The following is a 21,046-nucleotide window of genomic DNA, read 5'->3' as shown; positions in this document are numbered from 1 at the left end:
GAAAGCCACGAAACAGAAGGAGACAAGGAAGCACGTGAGCATCCGCGAGCAGATCGCATTCCTCGAAGAGCTGTCGGCCATCGACAGCGAGATCCGCCGCATCGATGAGCAGCTCGACAAGCAGCGCGGCAGCCTGGAAGGGATGCGGTCCGAGCTGAAGCGGCTAGAGGAGCGGCTGAAGGGCGATCGAGAGACCCTGGCGGCGATGGAGAAGACGCGGTCCGAGCTCGTCATCGAGTTCCGCCAGATGTCGAACCAGATCGAGCGCTCGCGGGAGAAGCTGCAGCGCTCCCGCAACGAGCGCGAGTCGAACGCCGCTCAGCGCGAGATCGAGGAGCTGCGCAAGCTGCACCGCGATCGGGAGGAAGAGATCGAGCGGCTGAACTCGGCCGCCGAGGGCGCGCGCACCGCGATCGATCAAGCCGAGGCGAAGCGCGTCGAGCTGTCGGGGGCGATCGACGGCAGCGCGCCGGGGACGCAGGCGTCGCTGGCCTCGCTCGAGGCCGAGCGTGTCCAGCGCGCCGAGGCGCGCCAGCAGGTGGTCAGCCAGCTGCCGGTCGTCCTGTACCGCCGCTACGAGTCGATCCGCACGCGCAGGCCCGTCGCGATCGCCCGCACGTACGACGGCACGTGCCTCGGCTGCCACCTCTCGGTGCCGCCGATGATGTTCCAGAAGATGCGCCGTCAGGAGGAGTTCGAGCGGTGCCCGCACTGCGCCCGGATCCTCTACTACATGCCGCCAGAGCCCGCGCCGGGCAGCTCGCCGGCCGCGGACCCCTCCCGCGCCTGATCCCGGGTTGCGGCTTGAAGACCTGCTCCGCCTGCTTCAGGCTCTTTTCGCACGACAGCGGCTTCTGCCCGGTCGACGGCCAGCGCCTCATCCCGGTCAACGAAGCGTCCCCGCCCAGGCACCCGGATGACAGGCGCGTCGGCGCGACCCTCTGCGGCGGTCGCTACCAGATCTGGCGGATCGTCGCGGACGGGGGCATGGGGCGCGTCTACCAGGCGCTCGACCTCCAGGCCGGCCGCAGCGTCGCCCTGAAGATCCTCCACCCCGAGGTCGCGCTCGACGACGTGAGCGTCGAGCGGTTTCACCGCGAGTTCGAGGTCAGCGCGTCGCTGCCGCACGACCACATCGTCGAGGTGCTCGCCTTCGAGAAGACAGAGGACCACAGCTTCGCGCTGGTCATGGAGTACCTCGAGGGCGAGGAGCTGCGGACGGTCCTCAAGCGCGACAAGGTGCTGCGCCCCGAGCGCCTCGTGCGGATGCTGTCGCAGCTCGCGCTCGGCCTCGTGGAGGCGCACGAGCGCAAGGTGGTGCACCGCGATCTCAAGCCGGACAACATCTTCCTCGTCGGCACGCGCGACGGCGACAAGGTGAAGATCCTCGACTTCGGCAGCGTGCGCGACAACAGCGAGGGCGCGAAGAAGCTGACGGTCGTCGGCACGACGATCGGCTCCCCCTTCTACATGTCGCCCGAGCAGGCGCAGGGGCTGCTCGCGCTCGACCACCGCGCCGACGTCTGGTCGGTCGCGGCGATCGTCTTCGAGTGCGTCACGGGGCGGGTCCCGTTCCACGCGTCGACCGGCCCGATGATCCTCGTGACCATCATGGGCAGCAACCCGCTGCCCCCGAGCGAGGCGGGCAAGGCCCACGGCGTCCCGGCGTCGCTCGATCCGGTGATGGAAAAGGCGTTCATGAAGACCCCGGAAGCGCGCCTCTCCTCCGTCGGCCTGCTGGCGGACGGCGTCGGTCATGCGTACGGCCTCGCGGGGTCTCACCGCGACTGGGCTTACATGCCGCAGGAGGAGCTCGCGGCGCGCATCCGCGCGGCGCTGCCGGCCGTCCTGGCCCGCCACCAGAAGGCCGCCGAGGGCGCGAGCGTGGCCCACGCCGGCGCGGACAGCCGGGCTGTCGCCGCCGCGCTGGCTGCTCCCTCGGCGGGCGCTACCGACGCGTTCGCCGAGGATATGGTGATGGGAGTACCCCAGCGTTTGCCGCGCTGGGTCGTGCCCGCTGTGGCCGGCGTGGCGGTGCTGCTCTGCGCGCTCGTCGCCCTGCTGATCTCGCGCTGACGACGCGCTGAGCCGTGCCCCGTCCGGCGCGGCGTGCCGGTCCTTCGGGGAGCCTCCGGGAAGCCTCCGGGAAGCCTCCGGGAAGCCTCCGGGAAGCCTCCGGGAAGCCTCCGGGAAGGCCGACGGCCCCAGGTTCGCGCCGGCGCCGCCGCTGTGTTATTTGTGTTGACCATGAGCACTCATCCTTCAACTCGGACCCGCAAGCCCCTCTCCGCCGCGATGTGCCTGATTGCACTCTCCGGGATCGCCGCCCTCGGCTCGGGCTGTAACCAGAGCGAAGCGGCGACCTCTCGCGCAGCCGAGGCGCCCGCCGCCGCGCCGCAGGGCGGAAAGTCGAAGGTCGAGGATGCGGTCTACACCCTCGAAATGAAGCCGACGGGGACGTACACGGCCGGCAAGGAGGGCCTCGTGGAGGTGTCGCTCCTGTCGAAGGGCGACTACCACATCAACGACAAGTACCCCATCAAGTTCAAGGTCGCCGAGGCGGCCGCCGAGGGCGTTTCGTACCCGAAGCCCCTGCTGAAGCGTGAAGACGGCTCGTTCGAGGAGAACAAGGGCCTCCTCAAGGTTCCGTTCGTCGCGGCCAAGAAGGGCAAGACCAAGGTGGCGGGCGTGCTCTCCTTCAGCATCTGTAGCGCCGCGAACTGCTTGATGCAGAAGCAGGAGCTCGAGGCGGTCATCGACGTGCAGTAAGCACAGCGGTAAACTCGGCCCCACGTGAACAACGACACCTCCGGTAGCCGGGAGGGCCAGCCCGGCGCGGTTGGCCCCAGCCAGACAGTTCAGGGCAGCGCAGGGGAGCGGGCCCGGAAGGCCCTCTCCGAGCTCGATGCCATCGCTTCCTCGATGGCCCGGCGCTTCAGCGAGGAGCAGCGGGTCCTCTCCTTCCAGCAGTTCCTGGAGCTCTTCGCCTCGAATCCGGTTCGCTTCGGGCGTGACGCGGCCCGCTACGTCCGCGACATGTTCGATCACTTCGGCACGCGGACCATCAAGAAGCCCTGGGGAGAGCTGACCCGCTTCCAGCTGTTCGATCTGCCGTGGGAGGTCCCTGCGGACGAGGCGGAGAAGCAGCGCGCGACGGCCTCGTCGGCCTACCACGGCCGGGATTTCGCGCTGATCGGCCACGAGGAGCTCCAGGCCGAGGTGTACCGGGTGCTCTGCAATTTCGTGCGCGAGGGCAGGGCCAACCGGCTCATCCTGATGCACGGGCCGAACGGCTCGGCGAAGAGCACGCTCGCTGGCTGCATCCTGCGCGCCCTGGAGCACTACTCGACGCTCGACGAGGGCGCCGTCTACCGCTTCCACTGGGTGTTCCCGAGCCGCAAGACGATGCGCGGCTCGATCGGCTTCGGCGGCGACGTGAAGGCGAGCGCCGCGGACGGGACGAGCTACGCGCACCTCGCCGACGATCAGATCGACGCCCGGCTCGTGATCGAGCTCAGGGATCACCCGCTGTTCCTGCTCCCGGTGCGCGAGCGGCGGGCGCTCATCCTGAAGCTCTATGAGGACGCCGGCGCGACGGAGCCGCCGCCCGAGTGGCTGATGAGCGGCAAGCTGTCCCACAAGAACCAGCAGGTCTTCGAGGCGCTGCTCGTGGCGAGCGGCGGCTCGCTGGTCGAGACGCTGCGGCACGTCCAGGTCGAGCGGTACTTCATCTCGCGGCGCTACCGCGTCGGCGCCGTCACGATCGGGCCGGAGCTCTCGGTGGACGCCGGTGAGCGGCAGATCACGGCGGATCGCTCGCTCGCCTCGCTCCCGACCTCCCTCCAGGCGACGACGCTCTTCGAGGCGCACGGCGAGCTGATCGAGGCCGCCGGCGGGGTGCTCGAGTTCAGCGATCTGCTGAAGCGCCCGCTCGACGCGTTCCGCTACTTGCAGCTCACGCTGGAGACGGGCGAGGTCAGCCTGCCGCAGCAGACGCTGCAGACGAACGTCGTCATGATCGGCAGCGCGAACGACGTTCACCTCAACGCCTTCCGCGAGCACCCGGAGTTCCCGAGCTTCCGCGGGCGCTTCGAGCTGCTGCGCGCGCCGTACCTCCGGAGCTACGTCGACGAGCAGACGATCTACGACACGCAGATCGTCCCGTTCGTGACCCGCCACGTCGCCCCGCACGCGACGCGCGTCGCCGCGCAGTTCGCCGTGCTCACCCGCATGCGGCAGCCGGAGGCGAAGCGGTACCCCGACGCGCTCGCGCCGCTCGTCTCGAGCCTCACCGCCGTCGAGAAGATGGAGCTGTTCGCGACGGGCACGGCGCCGGAGCGGTTCGACGCCGAGGCGCAGAAGGTCCTGCGCGCCGGCATCGAGGCCATCTACCACGAGAGCGACGCGTCGGTGGACTTCGAGGGGCGGCTCGGCGTCTCGCCGCGCGAGGTGCGGACCCTCCTGCTCGACGCGGCGCAGAGCGTGGACCACGCGTGCCTCTCGCCGTTCTCCGTGCTGTCGGAGCTCGACGCGCTCTGCAAGCGCCAGGCGGAGTACGACTGGCTCAAGGAGAAGCAGCTCGCGGGCGGCTACCACGACCACCGTCTGTTCCGCGAGGTCGTGCGCACGCGGCTGCTCGACACGATCGAGGAGGAGATGCGGACCGCCAGCGGCCTCGTCGACGAGACCCGTTACGCCGAGCTGTTCGATCGCTACATCTCCCACGTCGGCGTCTGGGTGAAGGGCGAGAAGATCAGGAACCCGCACACGGGCGACTTCGAGAACCCGGACGAGCGCATGATGCGCGAGGTGGAGGCGCTGCTCGGGATCCGCACGAAGCACGACGACCACCGGCGCGGCCTGATCTCGGCGATAGCGGCGTGGGCCATCGACCACCCGGGCCAGAAGATCGTGAACGCGGTCGTGTTCCCGCAGCAGATCCGCAAGGTGCGCGAGGCGGTGTTCACCGAGCGGCGCAAGGGCGTCGCGCTGCTGGTGCGCGACCTCGTCGCCCTGCTCCGCGACGCGCAGGGCGCGCAGGGCGACGCCAAGCCCGACAAGGGCTGGGGCGAGCTGCGCGAGGAAGAGCGCCGGAACGCGACGCGCGCGCTGCAGCGGCTGCACGGAATGGGCTACTGCGATCGCTGCGCGCTCGACGCCGCGAGCGCGCTGCTCCGCGCGCGCTTCGCGGAGCTCGTGACCTGAAGCGAAGCATGATCATCGACTCGCACTGCCACGTCGATCCGCACCACTTCCGCGAGGGAGCGGACGCCGTCCTCGACCGCGCGCGGGCCGCCGGCGTGGACGCGTTCGTCGTCGTCGGCGTCGACGCCGACCTCTCGGCGGCGCGCTTCGCCGCGGACCTCGCGGCGCGGCGCGCCGACGTGCACGCCGCGGTCGGCGTGCATCCGCACGACGCCTCCGCCCTCGACGACAGGATGCTCGCCGAGCTCGAGGTGCTCGCGCGCCGCCCCGAGGTGGTCGCCGTCGGCGAGATCGGCCTCGACTACCACTACATGCACTCGCCGCGGGACACACAGCAGCGCGTGTTCGCCGACCTCGTCGCCCTCGCGCGCAAGGTCGAGAAGCCGATCGTCATCCACACGCGCGAGGCGGCCGAGGACACGCTCGCGATCCTGGAGCGCGCAGGGGCGAGCGAGGTCGGGGGCGTCATCCACTGCTTCTCCGAGGATCGCGCGTTCGCCGAGCGTGCGCTCGCGCTCGATTTCGACCTCTCGTTCTCGGGCATCGTGACCTTCAAGAGCGCGCGCGCGATCCAGGAGGTCGCCGCGTGGGCGCCCGGGGACCGGATCCTGGTCGAGACAGACAGCCCTTACCTCGCGCCCGTGCCGTTCCGGGGGAAGCGGTGCGAGCCAGGGCATGTGCTGCACACGGCCCGCTTCGTCGCGGAGCTCCGGGGCGAGCCGTTCGAGGCGCTCGCCGCCCGCACCGCGGAGAACACCTGCAGGCGGCTCCGGCTGCGCTCGCGCGCGCCGGAGCCCGCCGCGTCCGCCGCGCTCACCGGCTGAAACGGGCCCGCGCGGTCCGCGCCTCCGGGCTCGCGCCAGGCGCATTTCGAGGCATAGTGACAGGACGATGGCGCAGAGGTCTCGCGACGACGGCCGCCGGATCGCCTCCGCGTGGGCGCTCTCCGTCGCGGCGCACGCGGGGCTCCTCGGGGCCGGCGCGCTGATCGTCGCGGGCTCGCTCTCGGCGCGGGAGGTGGCGCTCGCGCGAACGGTCGGATCGCCGGCCGCGACGCGCGCGCCGATCGAGATCGAGCTGCCGGTGGTCTCGGACGGCACGCTCGACAGCGCGGCCGCGGTCGCGCCCGAGCGACCCGCGCGCCTGGCTCGCGGAGGAGGAGAAGGCGCAGCGCGGCCAGACACGGGCGCGAGCGGCCGCGGCGGTACGGACGCGGCCGAGCTGCCCGCGCTGAACCTCGCCGACAGGGACGACGCCACCTTCCTGTCTCCCGAGGTCCGGTCGCGCCTCGACAGGAGCCAGATCCAGCGCGTCCGCTCGTCGTCTCAGCGCGCCTCGCGCGAGGACTGGCGCGCGAGCCGCGAGCCCATGGAGCTCACGTTCCTCGCCGGTGGTCGCGCCGGCAGCCGGGTCGAACGGCGCGCCTCCGCCGAGCGCGATCCGTCGATGGGCGCGCGCGACCGCGGCGCGCCCGAGCGCCGGGGCAGCGCGCGCGGCGCTGCAGCCACGCCCGCAGGCGTCGAGAGCGCGGCCGATGCGCTCGGCGCGCCCGGCACGACGCTGCCGGTGGGAGCCAGCCCGCGCGCCGCTGGCGGGGCCGTGGAAGGAGGCGAGCGCGCGTCCGCGGGGCTGGGCGTGCGCGACGGGCGGCCTGGCGACGATCACCGCGACAGCGCGGCGGTCCCGCTGGCGCGGCCGATGGTCGCCGCGGGGACGCCCTCGGTTCCCGCCGACGTCGCGGGGCGACCGAACGACACGCTCGACAGCGAGCAGGAGGTGGCGACGGCGATCCAGTCGCTCGTTCACGCCAGCTCGGCCGGAGGCGCTCGCGGGCTCGGTCCGGGCGGGGAGGCAGGACCTGGCGCGACCGGCTCGGGCGGCGTGGCGAGGGCCGGCTCGCGCTCCAGCGCGCTCGGCTCCGGGCGCGGCCGCCTGCTCGACAACGACCCGCTCGATCGCCGGCGCAGCCTCTACATGCGGCAGGTCATGGCCAAGCTCGACCCGCTCTGGGCCGACGCCTTCCCCAAGTGGGCCGCGGGCGAGGGGCTCCAGGGGACCGTGATCGTGACCTTCGTGATCCGCGCGGACGGGAACGTGGGGAGCGCGTCCGTGACGCGGCCGAGCGGCATCCCCGAGTTCGACGAGAACTGCCGGCGCGCGGTGCTGCGCGGCGCGCCGTACCCGCCGGTGCCCCCCGAGCTCGGCGAGAGCTTCCGGTGGTCGATGCCCTTCGAGGCGAGGAACCCCGCGGTCCTGCCGAAGCAGCCAGGGCGCGCTCGGTGATCCCCGGCCGATGCGCGTCGGCCGCTCGTCGCAGCGCGCAAAACACCGCTTGACAGTGTGTGGACGGAGCGGTACTAGTCCGACCGCACTTCAGCCGAAGTAGCTCAGCTGGCCAGAGCAGGCGTTTCATACGCGCCGGGTCGGGGGTTCGATTCCCTCCTTCGGCACCAGAGATGGTGACAGTCGGCCGCTGGCCTCCCGCAAGGGACCGGTGATTGCGACTGGCTTATCAGGGGCGAACGTGAACGAGGGTGCCCTCCTCGTCGCCGTTGTACACGGCATGCCAGCCGTCGGGAACCTCCGGCTCGGCCCACAGGAAGAGGCGCCGCGCATCGACGGGCATCAGGGCGATGTCGTGGAAGCCTTGCGCTTCACCGACTCCGGCGCCCCAGTACATGCCGGTCAAGGCATGGCCCGGCGCGAAGTCCATCACCCACGGCGCGTCGGCGACGTCGAAGCTGTCGGCGACCTCGCGCGGATCGATGTCGCGCGTCACGTGCTTGCTCCGCACGCGGAAGGTGCCGCGCCCCGTGGACGCGCTCGACTCAGGGTCGCGGAGCTGATCGCGTCCGGAAGAGATCAGCGTCGCGTAGATCGGCTTCTGGCCCTCGTAGGCGGTCAGCGTCTGGTTGGCCAGGCTGACGTCGAGCCAGCGCTGCGAGCCCCTGGCGAACTCGGGGAACCTGGTGCGACGCACGATGACGACGAGGTCCTGCGCCCGCAGCCAGAAGCCGTCGCGCGCCTCCTCGAAGCGCGCGCCGTCCACCGTCCTGAACTTGCCCGTGAGCGGCACGCCCGTGTGCCGCTCGAGCTCCTCCTCGTTGGGGCTCGCCTTGCCCCGGACGAGCGACCACGTGCTCACGTCGTGGCGATGGACGAACGCCACCGGCAGCCCGAGCTTCTCTACATCCAGGCCATGCCAGGGTGACCCGAGCGCGGCCTGCAGCCGATCGGCCGGGATGAGCCGGCCATCCGGCGTCGCGCCCAGCCTGCGTCCGTCGTCCTCTCCCGCCGCAAAGGTGCGGGTGATCGCGACGCCGCTGCCCTTGCGCAGGGCTGCCGTCTTGAGGGCGGAGCGGAGATCGACGCGCTCGTTGCCCTTCGCGCTGAAGTCGATACCGAGCGCGGGGAGGGGAGGCAGCGGCGCGATCGCATCGGCGACAGAGAAGAGGAAATATCCGGCCTCGGTCCTCCGCCCGTCCTCGCCGATGCCGTCACCTCCCGGCAACAGCACCGGCGGCCCCGAGGCGACGCCGCGCGCGTCCAGCGGGACGTCGTTGGCCGACGCGCCGAGCTGAGCGTCGCTGCGCTGCGCGCGCTCGAGGTGGCGCTCGAGATCCGGCTCGGCGTGCCGCAGCTCCTCGCGGCTCGGCACCGCGAAGTACGCCGGAGTTCCCTGCGTCCGGGCGCGCCCGTAGCGGTAGGGGAGGGGTCGCGACAGGTCGGGCGGCGCCGGCAAGACCGAGAGCACCTCGGTGTCCAGCGTGGCGCCGTCGCCTGCGCAGACGAAGCCGCGCGGGCGGACCGCGTACCATCCGCCGGTGCACCCCGCGCGTCCGTACGGCTCCGAGGACCGCACGACCGCGCCGCCCGGGTAGAGCTCTCCCAGCTTCCGCGCGCCTGGCTGCGGTCGCGCGAGCACGGGCGTCCCGGCGCGCAGCGCGACGAGCCTGGGGCCGTCCGCAGGCAGCGCCGGGACCTGAAGAGCGCCCTCGTCGCGCGCCGCCTCCTTCGAGAGCTCCACCGCCGCGTCCGCGGCCTTGCAACCGGACAACGCCAGCGCGACGGTCATTCCTGCGAGCCGTCCGCGCAGGACGCGCGGCCCGGCAGCGCCGCCAGGGCAGGATTGCCCGCGAGGCAGCGGCCCCAGGCGGATCGGCAGGGAAAGCGGCCGGGAAAGGGCGGTCGGCCTGGCGGCGAGCGGCATCCGCCGACGCATGCCCGACTTGCGTATCGCGGGCCAAGTTCGACGGCGTTGCGCGCGCGGCGCCAGCGGCCGCCGCGCGCGAGCGCCGCCCGGCCGCTGGCGCCGCGCGCGCATCGACGCCATGAGAGGCTCGTGCGCCTTCGCCCCGCGTTGGTGTTGCTCCTGCTCGCGCCGTACGCCGTGGTTTTCTATGGTTTCCTGGCGCTGCGCCGCGCTACCGCGTCGTTCCGACCGCGGCACCCCTGGCGTACGTGGGTGAGCCAGGAGCTCCTCGTGGGTGGGTTCCTGCTCCCCGGGGACGTCGTCGAGCTCCGCCGCCTCGGCGTCCGCGCGGTGATCAACGTGTCCCGTGAGCTCTACGATCCGGTGCTCGCGCTGCGCGCGGCGGGCGTCGAGTACCTGCGCGTCCCTTGCTGGGACATGTGCGCCCCCACGATCGAGGAGGCGGCGCGCGGCGTGGCGTTCATCGCGCGCCATGTCGGCGCCGGCCACCGCGTCCACGTCCACTGCGCGAGCGGCGTGGGCAGGAGCGTCACGCTCGCGCTCTGCTACCTCGCGACCCGCGGCGGCCTCGAGGTCGGCGAGGCGATCGCGCTGCTCGAGCGGCGGCGCCCGCGCGTCGCGCTGCGCCCGGTGCAGCGGGAGTTCGTCGAGCGCTACGTCGCCTGGCACCGCGCGCAGGCGCGAGGGCCCGCGAGCGCGGCGCCGACCGCGATCACCGCCGGCGCAGGAGGGACCGCAGGCTGAAGAGCCCGAGCGCGGGCGCCGCGACGGCGAAGGCGCCGCCGCACGACGCGAGGATGAGCGCCGCGCCCCACGGCGTGGCGGCGAGCGCGTCCGGCAGCGCCGCCCGGAGCGCGAGGCCGCAGCCGACCGAGACCGCCGTGAGCGCGGCGACGCGGCCGATCCGGATCTGATCCAGCCCGAGCCCGCCGATCTCGCGCCGCACGCGCAGCGCGAGGGCGATCGCCTCGACCCAGCCGGCGACGACGGCGCCGAGCACCACGCCGAGCACGTCGAGCCGCTGCATCAGGAGCAGCGCGAGCGCCGTGCTGACGAGCACCCGGTAGAGCGCGTAGCGCGCCGGCGTCCTCGTATCTCCCAGCGCGAACGAGGCCGTGATCAGCACGCGCCCCGCGGCGTTCCCGAGCAGCGCGAGGCCGTACGCGCACACGAGCGGCTCGACCCGCGCCGTCGACTCCCGATCGAACGTCCCGGTCTGGAGCAGCACCGTGATGAGCTCCCGCCCGAGCAGCATGAAGACGGCCGTCGTCGGCAAGGTCAGCACGGTGATCCGCGCGAGCGACGCCCCGAGGCGGCGCGACAGCGCCTCGTTGCGCCGCGCGACGTCCGCCTCGGCCGTGTCGCGCGCCATCTCGGGCAGCGCCACCGCTGCCTCGCCGACGCCGAGGATGCTCATCGGCAGGAGGTAGACCGTCTGCGCGTAGTTGAAGGCCGCGTTCGCGCCGGCGCCGAGGAAGCTGACGAGGAGCGTGTCGACGAGCCCGGAGACCTGGATGATCCCGCGCCCCAGCAGCGCCGCTGGCAGCTTCCCGCCGGCCTCCCGGATGCTCGGGTCGCGCGCGTCGAGGCGCGGCGTCAGCCCGCCGAGCAGCGCGCGCGCCGCGGGGAGCAGCAGCGCGAGCTGCAGCGCGGCGCCGGCGAAGGCGCTCCACGCGAGCGCCTCGGCGAGCGGCTCTCCGCGCATCCCGAGCCACGCCCCGCACGCGAGCAGCCCGGCGATCTGCGCGGCGCTCCACGCGACAGGCGCGGCGTAGGGGAGGAAGAACCGCCGGTGCGCGTTCAGCACGCCGAGGCCCCACGCCGACAGCACGAGGAGCCCGGTCATCGGGAAGACGATCCGGACGATCCGGGTCGTGCTGGCGAGCTTCTCCTCGCTGAAGCCTGCCGCGACCAGGAAGGACAGCCATGGCGCCGCGAGCACGCCGAGGGCCGACGCGGCCGCGGCGGCGACGAGCAGGAGCCCGAGCGCCGAGAGCGCGAAGTGCGCGGCGCGGCGCGCATCGCCGCCCGCGCGGAGGCGCGCGTAGACGGGGATGAAGGTCGCGGAGAGCGTCCCCTCGCCGAGGAGGTTCTGGGTGATGTTCCCCGCGCGGAACGCCGCCGCGATCACGTCCGCGAGCTCGGACGTCCCGAAGAAGTGCGCCGTCACCCGCTGGCGGAGGAGGCCGACGAGCCGCGAGAGGATGATCCCGGCGGTGACCATCGCCGACGATCGCGTTGCGCTGGGCGCGGCCCCCTGTCCGGCGGCCGGCGGCGTCGCGCCGGCCGCCGCTGGCGCGCCCGGGGCTGCGTTCGCCGGCGTGGTCCCCGCCGGTGCGGCGGCGGGCGGAGCGGGATCGGGCGGCACGGCGGCGCTTCTATCAGACCTCCCGGCCCCGGGCGACTCGGCGTCGGCGATCCGGCGGCCGGCAGCTCAGTCGCGGATCCTCGCCGCGCCGAGCCGCTCGGCGCTGGCCAGCACCCGGCGCGCGATGTCGGGCCCCTCGCGCCGGCGATCCAGGTGCCGCGGGATGAGCCCGCGCTCCGCGGCCTCCCACAGCTCCGGCTGGGAGATCCCGGTCTCGGTCCGCCGGCGCAGCTGCGACAGGGAGATGTCGACCTGGGGCAGGACGATCGGCCGCTGGGGGTCGCGCAGGAGCGTCGGGTCGATGCAGCACGACAGGTCGTTCGCCGCGCCCGAGCGCGCGTTCAGCGAGGGGATGCCGAAGCGCGCCTCGAGCGTGCGGATGATCGACGCGTGATCGAGCAGCGTGCTCACCGCGCAGCCCCTCCGGACGAACGGGCCGGCGACGATCGATGGGACCCGGAACCCGAGCTGAGAGAACAGGGGATCGTCGTCCATCGTCGTGGGGGGCGCGACGTGGTCGAAGAAGCCTCCGTGCTCGTCGTAGGTGATCACGAAGAGGCACTGGCCCCACTGCGGGCTCCTCGCCAGCGCGTTGTAGATGCTGGCCATGAGCACCTGCCCGAGCTGGACATCGTGGTCGGGGTGATCGTCGTTCGCGGTGGCGCCGAAGAACTGGGGGTCGATGATCGAGAACGAGGGGAGGAGCCCCGCGGCCGCGTCCTCGAAGAAGCGCTCGATCCCGGAGACACCCTTGAACCTGAAGTACGCGCCCGAGCACCACGGCACGTCGTGGTAGTAGTTCCTGCTCGAGATCCCCGCGTCGCTCAGCAGCTCGAGCACGCTCGTGAACCCCGTGACCGGCACGTTCCTGGAGACGCCCCTCGACGTCGCGCCGTGCAGGAAGAACCGGTTTGGCCAGGTCGGGCCGAGCACCGAGCAGAACCAGCGATCGCAGACCGCCGACGCGTCCGCGAGCGCGTAGAGGATCGGCAGTTGCTCCCGCACGTGATACCCCATCACGTCGCGCTGATGGGGCCCTGCGTGGGCGACGACGAACCCGTCGTTGCTCCCCTGGTTCCACTGCGCGTGGGCCGCGTCCCAGCTGTGCGGCGGGTCAGCGGGCGTGAAGTTGTCGAGCTCGAAGGGCGAGACCAGCGCGCCATCCGGCGCCAGGTTCGACTCCCTCCCTGTAAGGCCGTCGATCTGCCTTCCTTCCTTCAGCAGCAGCGAGCCGAGGTAGTGGTCGAACGAGCGGTTCTCCATACAGAGGACGACGATCGTGCTGATGGGCGCCAGCAGCTCTGCGGGGCTCAGGCCCAGCGTCTCCACGCACCGATCCACAGGCGCGCCGCCCCCGACGTCTCCCGCCTCCACCGAGCCGCCCGCTCCTCCGGATCCGCCGGCTCCTCCCGGGCCGTCCGCTCCTCCCGAGCCGCCCGCGCCGCCAGATCCGCTGCCCCCGCCCGAGTGACCCGCGCCCGACGCGTCGTCCTCGTGCACCGTCGCGTTCTCCGTGGCACTGCACCCGAACGTCGCGGCGCCGAGCGCCGCGCCTAGCCCTGTCAGCACATGGCGGCGCGTCAGAGGATCACGCGGCGAAACGTTCCGTTTTTTCATCACACACAGGATCCTCAGGAACGCGGAGCCGCGGAAGGACTTTTGGTGAGCTCCTGGTCTGTTCGTTCACCGCGGCGTCCGGTCGGTGACCAGGAAAACCTTTCTTTTCGCGGAGTCTGCTGGGTGATATGAATAGAAATCGCGGGGGCCTACGTCTGCATTCCGTCACCATCCGATGAGCTCAAATCCACTCCCACCTACGCCCGCCGGGATAGACACCGTTGCGAACGGCCGGACGCTACGGCCGCTGCGTCTGTGCATCGTGGACATGAACAATGGCCACGCGAACCAGGCGATGCGGTGCCTACACGGGCTTGCCGCGGCGTTCTTCGAACGTGTCCAGACGCACAATCCGGGCGTGGCCTGCGAGGTCGTCGATGTGTCTCCCCGAGACACCAACGCGCCCATCCCCACGGACTGCGATCTCTACCTCTCGTCGGGCGGGCCCGGCTCTCCGTTTGATGGCGAGGGCGAGCCATGGATGCTCGACTTCGGTCGCCTGGTGGACGGCGTGGTCGAGTCGGCGATCCGCGGGGGCGCGGACCGGCGAGCTCTCTTCGCGATCTGCTACTCGTTCGAGCTCGTCGTCCATCACTACCGGCTGGCCGACGTCGTGCCGCGCGCCGACCGCAAATTCGGCGTCATGCCCATCTACACCACCCCCGTGGGTCAGCAGCATCCGCTGCTTTCCCCGTTCGGTGAGCGCCTCTTCGCCTTCGAGCACCGCAACTGGGAGGCCGTGAACCTCGACGAGCGCCAGCTGGGCTCCCTCGGGGGCCAGCTCCTCGCCCGCGAGAGCCGTGACGGTGTCTCCAAGGGCCGGGCGATCCTCGGGCTGCAGGTCGCGCCGGGTGTCGAGGCGGTCCAGTTCCATCCGGAGGCGGATCGCGCGGGCGTCATGAGCTGGGTCGCGCGTCCCGAGCAGGCGGCCGCCTTCAAGGCGAATTATGGCGAGGTCACCTACCAGGCGATGCTGCGCACCCTGGACGATCCCAGGCGGCTCGCGCGCACCTACGCGCTCGTCATCCCGGGCTGGCTCGGGCGGTGCTTCAACGAGATCGCCGGTCCGCGCGGCTACGCGGAGCTCCCGCCGCTCGAGGACGCCCCATGCTCGCGCTTCGACGCGCACTGCCGCGCCCAGGAGCTGGCCGCGGCCTCCGCGCGGTCGCCCGGCTCTGGCGAGCAGGTCACGCGCGGCGCGTGAGGCGCGTGAGGTGAATCAACAGCGCGCTGCGCGCCGCGCAGCGTGTCGCCGTGCGCAGTCGCCACGTTCCTGAAACGGACGAGAAGCGGCGGCGGGAGCGCGAAGCGACAGAAGCAGCGCAAACGGCGGCGGAGGGCAGGGACGGCCGAGGCGTGGACGGAGGTGTGAGCGAGGCGTGGTCGAGAGAGCTGCCCGCCGCCGGCCGGGTGTTCGCGCCTTGCGCGGTGGCCTACCCGCGGCTTATGGTCGTAAGATAAAGGATGAGCGCGAGCAGGGCTCGCGGGCCAGCATCCCGGCGCCGGGGGTTCCTCGGGCACGCATGAGAGAGAACGTATGAATCACTCGCGTCCGGCCGCTCCGTGGAGTTTCCCATCGCCGGACGATCGCGGGCCGGACGCGACCGAGGAAGGGCGTGCGGAGGGCGACTCGTCCCCGGAAGCCGCGGCCCCGCAGCCATCGGCGTCGCTCGAGGACCCCGCCGCGCCGGAGGTCCAGCCCGAGTCGCAGCTCGGCGTGACGGACCCGATCGCCATGTCACAGGTCCGCGACGCGCTGACGCAGCTGGGCCGCGACCGCGGGACGCAGCCGCACGTGCTGCTCATCATCTACCACCGGCAGGGCGCCGAGACGGTGCGGCTCACCGAGGGCGTCGGCGTCGTCGTCGGCCGCGATCCGACCGCCGACGTCGCCATCCCCGAGCGCAGCCTGTCGCGGCGTCACGCGCGCTTCACGTTCCAGCGCGGCGACGTGCTCATCGAGGATCTCGGCTCCACGAACGGCACCTTCCTGAGCGGGCAGCGCATCGAGCAGGGCGTCCTGAAGCCTGGTGACGAGGTGGTGCTCGGGGAGATCACGGCGTCGCTGCGCGTCATCGCGAGCGCCGAGCTGCCGGTGCTCAACATCGACGCGCTGGACGCGCGGCGCGGCGCCTCGGAGCGGCGGAAGCTGCCGAGCCTCGACAACCTGATGGGCGGGCCGACGCCGGCGGGCGGCGTGCGCACGGCCAACGACGAGGGGCTCGTGATGCGCAGCCCCGCGATGCGGCCGGTGCTCGAGACCGCCATGCGCCTCGCGCGCTCGTCTGCGCCGGTGCTGGTCCAGGGCGAGACGGGGACGGGCAAGGACGTGCTCGCGCGGCTGATCCACGAGGCCGGCCCGCGCCACAAGAAGCAGATGATCCGGGTTGGGTGCAGCGGTGTTCCCGCGCAGCTCCTGGAGAGCACGCTCTTCGGTCACGAGGCCAACGCCTTTCCCGGCGCGACCCAGCCGCAGGAGGGGGTCTTCGAGACGTGCTCGGGCGGCACCGTGGTGCTCGACGAGGTGGGCGACCTCCCGCCCTCCTCGCAGGCCGCGCTGCTGCGTCTTCTGGAGACCGGCCGCATGGTCCGCATCGGATCGACCAGGGAGATCGAGGTCGATGTGCGGATCGTCGCGACCACGTACCGCGATCTCGAGGCGATGTGCGAGGCGGGCGCGTTCCGCTCGGATCTCCTGTACCGGCTCAACGCGGTGCCGCTGCGCATCCCCCCGCTCTGCGAGCGGCGCGAGGACATCGCGCCGCTGGCGCAGCGCTTCCTCCGGCAGGCGAACGAGGTTCACCGACGGAACGTGCGGTCGCTCGATCCGGAGACGCTCGCGCTGCTGGAGCAGTACCCCTGGCCGGGCAACGTGCGCGAGCTGCGCAGCGCCATCGAGCGCGCCGTCGTCATCGCGAGGGGCAACGTGATCACGCAGCTCGATCTGCCGGAGAGCATCCAGACCCTCTCGGCGCGCAAGCGCTCCACGCCGCCGCCGTCCCGACCGCTCGTGGAGGTGGCGACGCCCAGTCCGGCGCCGACGATCGGGCTCAAGGCGCAGATGGACCGTCTCGAAGCCGAGATCATCCTCGACGCCCTCCGCGCGACCAACGGCAACCTGGCGATGGCGGCGCGGCGGCTCAGGATGCCGCTGCGCACGCTGCAGGAGAAGATCGCCAGCCACGGCCTGAAGCGCTCCGACTACCGGGACGGCCCCCCGTCGCGCTCGAAGTGAGGCCCTCGAGCGAGGCGGCGGGCGGAAGGCGGAAGCGACGAGCCCTGGCGCCTCCGCCACCGCCCTCGTCCTGCACCACCGCCGGGCCGCGCTCCTGACGCCACCGCCCTCGTCCTGCACCACCGCCGGGCCGAGCTCCCGATGACGCCTCAGCCCTCGTCCTGCAGGACCGCCAGGGCGGCGTTGCGGCCGCACGCTCCGTGGACCCCGGCGCCGGGGTGCGCATAGGACGAGCCGAGGTACAGGCCGCGGACCGGCGTTCGATAGCGGAAGTAGGGGAACACCGGCCGGAAGAAGATCTGATGCCGGATATCGGCGGAGCCTCCGCCGAGATCGCCGCCGATGAGGTTTGCGTTCATCGCCTCCAGATCGTCCGGCGCCCAGATTGCCCGGGCGAGGATCCGCTGCCGGAAGCCGGGGGCGAGCTCCTCGATCCGCGCCTCGACGCGATCGGCGAACCGCTCGCGCGAGGCCGCCCAGCCGCCGTCGACGGAGGAGGGGACGCGCGAGTAGGCATAGAGCGTGTGGCGCCCGGCCGGCGCGCGGGTCGGATCGGCCAGCGACTGCTGACCGATCACGAGGTAAGGGTGCTCGGGGAGCGCGCCGGCGCGCACCTGCCGCGTGAACTCGGCGAGATCGTCGAGGCTGTCCCCCGCGTGCACGACCGCCGCGCGCGCGGCGTCCTCGTGCGACCACGGCGCCGGGCCGTCGAGCGCCCAGTCCATCTTGAACGTGCCGAACCCCTGGCGAAACCGGCGCATCGCGCGCTGCACGCGGGCGGGCACGAGCTCTGGCGCGAGCAGGCGGAGGTAGAGCGTCGGCGCCGCGACGTCGGCGACGATCGCGCGGCGGGCGCTGATCTCCTCGCCGCTGGCGAGCCGGACGGCGGCGGCCCGGCCCTGCCTGGCGATGATCTGCTCCACCCGGGCGCCGCAGCGGAGGCTTCCTCCGCGCTCCTCGACGCGCCGGAGCAACGCGGCCGTGACCGCGCCGGCGCCGCCCTCGGGCACGGCGAACCCGCCGCTCGAGGCGAGCAGCGTGAGCATGAAGCCGACGATCGCCCCGCAGGGATCTTCAGGGCCCACGTCGGTGTGAAGGGCGAGGCCGGGGATCACGCGCCGGGCGGCCTCGGTCCGGAAGGTGCGCGTCGAGAAGCCACGGCCGCTCGAGAGCGCCACCTGCGCGAGGCGGAGCAGGTTGAGCGGCCCGAAGCGCAGCATCGACCCGAGCGCGGGCGGCGTGGACAGGAGCGCGTTCAGCAGCCGCTCGCGCGTCGCCGCGTGCCAGCCCGCGATCCGGCGCCACGCGGGGCCGTCCTCGCCGAGCGATCGCGCGGTCGCCTCCACGTCGCGCGCGATCGCGGCGCAGGTCCCGTCGGGCGCCGGGTGGGCGCTGTCGACCGGCGCGTGCCGCCAGACGAGGCCCGCTCCCGGGAGGTCGAGCGGCAGCAGCGCGGGGCTCGTCTGACCGAACGGGAAGAACGCCGCGCCGAGGTCATGGCGGAACCCCGGGAGCGTCACCTCGCGCGTGCGCACAGCGCCCCCCGGCTCCTGCTCGGCCTCGAGCACGAGCACCGAGAAGCCCGCGCGGGCGAGGTACGCCGCCGCCGTCAGGCCGTTCGGTCCCGCTCCCACCACGATCGCATCAGGATCTCGGCTTTGCATCGTCGTCACGGGCCCCTCAGCCCACGAGCTGCGCGCTCGGCATGTTGCGGTTCGAGGCGATCGCCTGGCCGCTCCTCCCCACGACCAGCACGCCGATCGCGACCACCTCGGGGAACATCGCGACGCCGCGCTGCGCGGCGCGGGCCGGGGCGACGCCGTCAGCGAGCCAGTCATAGATCGCGCGCGCGAGGAGGCGCCGCGCGATCTCCTCGCCGACGCCGGTCGCCGCCACGGCGCCGTGCGGGCCGGCGTAGATCCCCGCGCCCATCAGCGGCACGTCCCCCACGCGGCCGCGGAGCGAGTAGCTCGAACCGCCGGTCGACGCCGCGGCGGCGAAGCGGCCGTGCGCGTCGCGCACGACGGCCCCCACGGTGTCGCACTCGAGCGGCTCGGCGTCGAAGTTCCAGAACCGCTTCGCGGTGAGCGCATGGAACCGCGCCGCGTCGTCCGTCTGGTCGTCTCCCCCGCCGTCACGCAGCGCGGCGACGGCGCGGGCGTGCCGCTCGCGCGCCTCGTCGGTGGCCGGCTCGTGGTCGGCGAACCCGAGCCGGCGCGCGAAGGCGGTCGCGCCGGCGCCGGCGAGCAGCAGGTGCGGCGTCTCCAGCACCTTCGCCGCGACGAGGACGGGGTTCTTCACCCGCTCGATGCACGCGACGGCGCCGAACCGGCCGTCGCTGGCCATCACGGCGGCATCCATCTCGATGGTCCGCCCGTCGAGGCGGAGGTTCGAGCCCGTCCCGGCGTTGAGGCGCGGATCGTCTTCCAGCCGCGCGGTCGCCGCGATCGCCGCCGCGATCGCCTCTCCGCCCGCGTCGAGCGCGCCCAGCGCGTCGTCGGCGGCCCTGGCGCAGCTCTCCGCCCCGCTCTGCGGCGCGGTCACCCCGCCGTGCGTGAGGATGACGTACTTCACTCGTCCCCGTGCGCGTACCATGGCCGTGTGCCGCCGCGAAGCCGGCCGGACGACGCGCCGCGCGCGGGCGAGGGGCGGCGCGCGGCGCGCCTCGTCGGGCGGGGAGGCCGCGAGGCGCCGGGCGGGGCCGCTGCGCTCGACACCCTGTCGCGCTCCTGATACGTCGCGCGTGCAGTCCCGGAGCGGGGCAGGCGCCAGCCGCCCGCCCGCTGTGGGGCGAGCGCGGCCGGGTCGAAGGCCGCCTGCGAAGCCGCCCATCGAGGAGAGCAGAGACCGTGGCCAAGAACGAAGCGCCGAAGACCGCCATCACGCCCACGCGCAACCAGGACTACCCCGAGTGGTACCAGCAGGTCGTGCGCGCGGCCGACCTCGCGGAGAGCTCCCCGGTCCGCGGCTGCATGGTGATCAAGCCGTGGGGCTACGCGATCTGGGAGAACATCCAGCGCGAGCTCGACACCATGTTCAAGGCGACCGGGCACAAGAACGCCTACTTCCCGCTGTTCATCCCGAAGTCGTTCCTCGAGAAGGAAGCGGAGCACGTCGAGGGGTTCGCGAAGGAGTGCGCCGTGGTCACCCACCACCGGCTCGTGCCCGGCCCCGGCGGCGGGCTCATCCCCGACCCCCAGGCCCGGCTGGAGGAGCCGCTCATCGTGCGCCCCACGTCCGAGACGATCATCGGCGCGGCGTTCGCGAGCTGGGTCCAGAGCTACCGGGATCTGCCGCTGCTCATCAATCAGTGGGCGAACGTCGTGCGCTGGGAGCTGCGGACGCGCCTGTTCCTGCGGACGGCGGAGTTCCTCTGGCAGGAGGGGCACACGGCGCACGCGAGCGAGGCCGAGGCGCGCGAGGAGACGCTGCGCATGCTCGGCGTCTACGCGACGTTCGCGCGCGACTTCATGGCGATGCCCGTCCTCGAGGGGCCGAAGACGGCGAGCGAGCGCTTCCCCGGCGCGGTCGACACGTATGCGATCGAGGCGATGATGCAGGACCGCAAGGCCCTGCAGGCCGGGACGAGCCACTTCCTCGGGCAGAACTTCGCGAAGGCGAGCGGCATCAAGTTCCAGACCAAGGAGGAGACCGAGGAGTACGCCTGGACGACGTCCTGGGGCGTGTCGACGCGCCTCGTCGGCGGGCTCATCATGACCCACAGCGACGACGACGGCCTGGTGCTCCCGCCGCGCCTCGCGCCCGCGCACGTCGTGCTCCTGCCCGTTTACCGGGGCGACGACACGCGCGCCAAGGTCGACGAGTACATCGATGGGCTCGCGAAGGAGCTCCGGGCGCAGCGCTTCGGGGAGCGGCCCGTCGAGGTCGAGGTCGATCGGCGAGACATCCGCGGCGGCGACAAGCAGTGGGAGTGGGTGAAGAAGGGCGTCCCGCTCCGGATCGAGATCGGGCCGCGCGACGTCGACGGCGGCGTCGCCATGGTCGCGCGCAGGGATCGCTCGCCGAAGGAGAAGTCGAGCATGGCGCGCGCGGAGATCACGGGCCGCATCGCGGAGCTCCTCGGCGACATCCAGGCGACGCTCTACGCGCGCGCGCTCGCCACGCGCGACACGAACACGCACGTGATCAACAGCCGCGCCGACTTCGACGCGTTCTTCGGGTCGAAGGGGGACAAGGAGGCGCAAGGCGGGTTCGCGCTCGCGCACTGGTCGGGCGATCCCGAGATCGAGGCGGCGGTGAAGGACGCGCACAAGGTGACCATCCGCTGCATCCCGACCGGCGGGTTCGAGGGCGCGCCGTGGGCCGACGCGCTGAGCGGCGAGGGGCAGTGCATCTTCACCGGCAAGCCGAGCCCGCGGCGGGTGGTGTTCGCGAAGTCGTACTGAGC

Annotated in this window: 16 protein-coding genes and 1 tRNA gene; 12 read left to right on the top strand and 5 right to left on the bottom strand. The window is 72.6% G+C overall.

Going from position 1 to position 21,046, the window contains the following annotated elements:
- The first annotated feature begins 34 nt into the window (after positions 1-34).
- The 7 genes from WME85_RS23105 to WME85_RS23075 all read left to right on the top strand — a co-directional run bounded on the left by WME85_RS23105 (position 35) and on the right by WME85_RS23075 (position 7,658).
- Positions 35-790 (top strand): zinc ribbon domain-containing protein, encoded by a 756-nt coding sequence (locus WME85_RS23105; protein WP_437311600.1) that lies wholly within the window; start codon positions 35-37, stop codon positions 788-790.
- Between the two features lie 14 nt (positions 791-804).
- Positions 805-2,076, top strand: a complete 1,272-nt coding sequence (locus tag WME85_RS23100; RefSeq protein WP_437841000.1) for a serine/threonine-protein kinase — start codon at positions 805-807, stop codon at positions 2,074-2,076.
- 171 nt (positions 2,077-2,247) lie between these two features.
- Entirely contained in the window at positions 2,248-2,769 is a 522-nt protein-coding gene (locus tag WME85_RS23095; RefSeq protein ID WP_437840999.1) for a hypothetical protein, read from the top strand.
- A gap of 24 nt (positions 2,770-2,793) precedes the next feature.
- Complete coding sequence (locus tag WME85_RS23090; RefSeq protein WP_437840997.1) at positions 2,794-5,205, top strand: PrkA family serine protein kinase; 2,412 nt, start codon at positions 2,794-2,796, stop codon at positions 5,203-5,205.
- Between the two features lie 8 nt (positions 5,206-5,213).
- Positions 5,214-6,029 (top strand): TatD family hydrolase, encoded by an 816-nt coding sequence (locus tag WME85_RS23085; protein ID WP_437840995.1) that lies wholly within the window; start codon positions 5,214-5,216, stop codon positions 6,027-6,029.
- Positions 6,030-6,096: 67 nt separating this feature from the next.
- On the top strand, positions 6,097-7,488 hold the full coding sequence (locus WME85_RS23080; RefSeq protein WP_437840994.1) for a TonB family protein: 1,392 nt from the start codon (positions 6,097-6,099) through the stop codon (positions 7,486-7,488).
- 93 nt (positions 7,489-7,581) lie between these two features.
- Positions 7,582-7,658 (top strand) — tRNA-Met (locus WME85_RS23075).
- 59 nt (positions 7,659-7,717) lie between these two features.
- Here the strand turns inward: WME85_RS23075 and WME85_RS23070 are convergent.
- A complete protein-coding gene (locus WME85_RS23070) occupies positions 7,718-9,280 on the bottom strand; it encodes a L,D-transpeptidase family protein (protein ID WP_437840992.1) in 1,563 nt (520 codons plus the stop codon).
- 267 nt (positions 9,281-9,547) lie between these two features.
- Here WME85_RS23070 and WME85_RS23065 point away from each other — a divergent pair, with 267 nt between their 5' ends.
- Positions 9,548-10,162 carry a protein-tyrosine phosphatase family protein gene (locus WME85_RS23065; protein ID WP_437840991.1) on the top strand — a complete coding sequence of 205 codons (615 nt, stop codon included), beginning with the start codon at positions 9,548-9,550 and terminating at the stop codon, positions 10,160-10,162.
- Here the strand turns inward: WME85_RS23065 and murJ are convergent.
- Together murJ and WME85_RS23055 are read right to left on the bottom strand one after the other, a co-directional pair.
- Positions 10,131-11,786: a murein biosynthesis integral membrane protein MurJ gene (gene murJ, locus WME85_RS23060; RefSeq protein ID WP_437840989.1), complete on the bottom strand. Its 1,656-nt coding sequence runs from the start codon at positions 11,784-11,786 to the stop codon at positions 10,131-10,133. The two genes, WME85_RS23065 and murJ, sit on opposite strands and share 32 nt — an antisense overlap.
- Before the next feature lie 66 nt (positions 11,787-11,852).
- Positions 11,853-13,355 carry an alkaline phosphatase family protein gene (locus WME85_RS23055; protein ID WP_437840987.1) on the bottom strand — a complete coding sequence of 501 codons (1,503 nt, stop codon included), beginning with the start codon at positions 13,353-13,355 and terminating at the stop codon, positions 11,853-11,855.
- Between the two features lie 316 nt (positions 13,356-13,671).
- Here WME85_RS23055 and WME85_RS23050 point away from each other — a divergent pair, with 316 nt between their 5' ends.
- A complete protein-coding gene (locus WME85_RS23050) occupies positions 13,672-14,607 on the top strand; it encodes a hypothetical protein (RefSeq protein ID WP_437840986.1) in 936 nt (311 codons plus the stop codon).
- 333 nt (positions 14,608-14,940) lie between these two features.
- Entirely contained in the window at positions 14,941-16,638 is a 1,698-nt protein-coding gene (locus WME85_RS23045; RefSeq protein WP_437840984.1) for a sigma 54-interacting transcriptional regulator, read from the top strand.
- 149 nt (positions 16,639-16,787) lie between these two features.
- Here WME85_RS23045 and WME85_RS23040 read toward each other — a convergent pair whose 3' ends face one another.
- Together WME85_RS23040 and WME85_RS23035 are read right to left on the bottom strand one after the other, a co-directional pair.
- On the bottom strand, positions 16,788-18,302 hold the full coding sequence (locus tag WME85_RS23040; RefSeq protein WP_437840982.1) for a phytoene desaturase family protein: 1,515 nt from the start codon (positions 18,300-18,302) through the stop codon (positions 16,788-16,790).
- A 16-nt stretch (positions 18,303-18,318) separates the two neighbouring features.
- Positions 18,319-19,212 (bottom strand): isoaspartyl peptidase/L-asparaginase, encoded by an 894-nt coding sequence (locus tag WME85_RS23035; protein WP_437840981.1) that lies wholly within the window; start codon positions 19,210-19,212, stop codon positions 18,319-18,321.
- Positions 19,213-19,239: 27 nt separating this feature from the next.
- Between WME85_RS23035 and WME85_RS23030 the strand changes: the two genes are divergently transcribed.
- Positions 19,240-19,371, top strand: a complete 132-nt coding sequence (locus tag WME85_RS23030; RefSeq protein ID WP_437840979.1) for a hypothetical protein — start codon at positions 19,240-19,242, stop codon at positions 19,369-19,371.
- Positions 19,372-19,487: 116 nt separating this feature from the next.
- Entirely contained in the window at positions 19,488-21,044 is a 1,557-nt protein-coding gene (gene proS / locus WME85_RS23025; protein ID WP_437840978.1) for a proline--tRNA ligase, read from the top strand.
- Positions 21,045-21,046: the final 2 nt, after the last annotated feature.

The sequence above is a fragment of the Sorangium sp. So ce1153 genome (assembly GCF_051521595.1).
Lineage (GTDB): Bacteria > Myxococcota_A > Polyangia > Polyangiales > Polyangiaceae > Sorangium.
This window is presented reverse-complemented; position numbering and strand designations above follow the sequence as displayed.